The 2,810-nt window shown below is 58.9% G+C and carries 2 protein-coding genes and 1 pseudogene; all 3 read left to right on the forward strand.

Annotated features, from left to right (window positions below):
- Positions 1–201 precede the first annotated feature (201 nt).
- The gene (locus AC1Q6C_RS33525; protein WP_080910986.1) at positions 202–450 is read left to right on the forward strand and encodes a hypothetical protein; all 249 of its coding nucleotides are present in this window, start codon (positions 202–204) and stop codon (positions 448–450) included.
- An 836-nt stretch (positions 451–1,286) separates the two neighbouring features.
- On the forward strand, positions 1,287–1,583 hold the full coding sequence (locus AC1Q6C_RS33530) for a hypothetical protein (protein WP_019749925.1): 297 nt from the start codon (positions 1,287–1,289) through the stop codon (positions 1,581–1,583).
- Between the two features lie 961 nt (positions 1,584–2,544).
- Positions 2,545–2,810 (forward strand): annotated as a pseudogene (locus AC1Q6C_RS33535) (hypothetical protein); the annotation flags it as partial.

Below are 2,810 nucleotides of genomic sequence, written 5' to 3' on the forward strand. Positions count from 1 at the left end.
GTCGCAACTCCCATTCTCACGCCGAGGACCAGCCCGTCTACTTCAGTCCTGCGTCAGCAACGTCCATACCCGCAACACCTAGACGTCCCTTCTTCTCGGGCAACAGGACAGGGAAATGTTGGTCTACGTCAACTGTGTCGACACGCGCGGGATATTTGCCCCCGTGAATTACTGCGGAGTTGCTCTGCGAGAATCAGATGTATGACCGAGAACAACGGGAAAACCAGCGGTGCGATAGGTGTCGGTTCCAGGGTCAGTGTTACGGCGCCTGGAATCGAGACCGAGGGGAGCGCGGTATGTACGGGCGTAGTCATTGAGGACTACGCCGACATGGTCATCGATTCCGGATCGGTGGGGCGAGATTGGGCTCCCGTGCATCGGTGGGCGATCGCACTCGATGACGGGCGACTGATATTCGCCAACGACGAAAATCTTGCTGCCGCGGACTAGAAGGTTCTCCGCACGAACTCGTAGGAGTTCTCCTGAGTTCGGTAGCTGGCAGGCTGTGTCGGAAGCGGATTGTCGCGGAGTTCGGTAAATTTCCTGGTGTGGAGCAGGCGTCGAGGTTGCGGGATGCCCAATTGGGTGAGGGCTACGTAAACCTTCCGCTCGATCGAGAGGCGCTGCAGTTGAACCTCACTCTGCAGCGACTGAGTGCCTAGGGAGCGGGACGATTACGTAGGACTGCGGTCGCCGAAGACACCAGGCTGTCCAACCACTCTCCACGTGGTTCCCCGTAGCGAGTGCGTCTGGCGGGTGGCGCGATTACGCGGCTCGATGATATTCGGTCCACTGCAGGGCCCGTTCGAACAAGTTGAACACCTGAGATGTACTGCCCTAGCCATCCGGCGTGTGAAGTACTCCGTTCACTCGCACTGGAATTGGGGTACCTCCAGTGTCTCCTGCTGTGCGGCGCCGTATTTCGTCCAGGATTTGCTTGTTCGACATTTGTTGCAGCGACATCCTGGTAGGGGAAAGGGGACGGTTCTCTTCTTCGGTCATGTAGCCGGCGGCAATCAGCACTTCTTGGATCGGCGCATCGAACAGCACTGCGACTTGCCGAAGAACTTGCGGGGATGGCGACCGCACGATCGTTGCCCAATGACGCAACAACGACGGATACACCCCTAGTGCCCGCGCAGCCTCCTCGGTGCTCTCGTAGCCCCGAGCATCGATCTGGCCGCGAATCCACGCTCCGAATCCTGTGCGCATGGCCAGTATTTTTCCATGAAGGCCTGGATCGATATCGGCTGTGCGCCACGAACGGCGAACTTTCGCCGAAATTTGTGAATGCAATCTTCGCCATCGCCATCGTCACCGTCAGCAAGCTCAACGCGAACACATGGGACCGGGGTTTCTGCATCGCACTCGCCGTCGTCGTCGTGATCCGCATCCGCGGAAACGCGTTCCACTCCTGTTGCGCATCAATCGCCGCACAAGAGTTCCTCGACGGTGGGGGACGTCTCGGGTTCAACCCCCTCGCGCCCGCTATTGCAGCGGCCACAGCGATCACACCACCGGCAGTGGTCCTTGGCATTCACGTACGAAATCGCAATCTGGTAACGGAAGTCGGAATGGACTAAGCCGCTTGCCGTTCGATCGTGAAAACGACACGGAGAGTGGGAACGCAAGAGTGTTGCCCCTGATCCGACCGTCAGCTGGAATCGATCCGCGACCCTCACGCCCGCGAAAGAACGACCACAATATTGCTGAGTTGTCGGAAGCGGAACGAAACGAGGACACCGCAACGGCGGCTGTACAGTCCTTGCCAAAGGCGCTGTCTACTTCCACTTTCCATCCAAGGGAGCGATCGTCGAACACTTCATCTTGGACTGGTACCGCTCCGTCAACGAAACCGTCGGCGGAGCAACGGTCGGCATGAGAAGTGGAGCAGGGGAGCAGCTGGCAATGTTCTTCACCCCTCGCGCACCAGATCGTCGAGAACCCACCAATCTGCGGACGGCATGAACTCACCTCGACCCCACCGTCGACTTTGCGCATCGGGTGGACGCCATCAGCGATATCGTCAAGACCGCCATCCCGAAGGGGAACTCACCGACACCCACCGCACACCGTCTCGGATGGACCCTGTGCGCCGGAACCACCCATGCCTCCTTGCAGGAAGATATGGAGGTGTTCACCCGTATCAGTGACACCGTCGCAACCCGCACCGCGTCCGTGAGCGCTTCAGCGGCGCCATCGGCGTCGTTCTGTTCGTCACCGACAAAGGCGAACGCTCCTGAGCTCTAGGGCGACGACTGTGTCCGGAATCAGATCGAGGGTTCTACACACGGGGAAAAACGCTCATACAGAAGGAACATTCGTACTCGCACAACGGCAGAACAGAGTCGAAAGTCCCCGCTGAGCGTCGATGAAACGCCACCGAAAGTACGAGAGCATCCCCGAAAGGGTTGAACTTTCTCCGGTTTGTGTGACTTCGAGTACTACTGGTCGGTAGCCTTCGCTCCGAGCACATAGATGTGACTCGCGACACACCAAAAACGAGTGATGTACGGTGCGTCGATTCCATGCCTGAGGAGCCCAATGTCCAAGAATGCCTTGAGAACCCGAGTTGTCCCCACGATGGCGATCGCTGCAGCCCTTGCATTGATAGGAGGAGGCGTCGCTACTGCTGAGGAGAATTCCTCGCTCGGTTCGTCCGGTACACCCGCCGCTACTCCTTTGACGTTCGACGGGTGGTCGTCATGCCCCGTTGAAGACCTCGATGTCGCAACCTGCGCGACTGTTGTGGTGCGCGGCGGTTCGATGAAAATCGGGGGGTTGACCGTGCCCGTCCCCGACGGCGGACT

The organism is Rhodococcus sp. MT28 (assembly GCF_058792695.1).

Coding starts and splice junctions, on each gene's coding strand:
- AC1Q6C_RS33525 (WP_080910986.1), top strand. CDS start 202: ATGACCGAGAACAACGGGAAAACCAGCGGTGCGATAGGTGTCGGTTCC.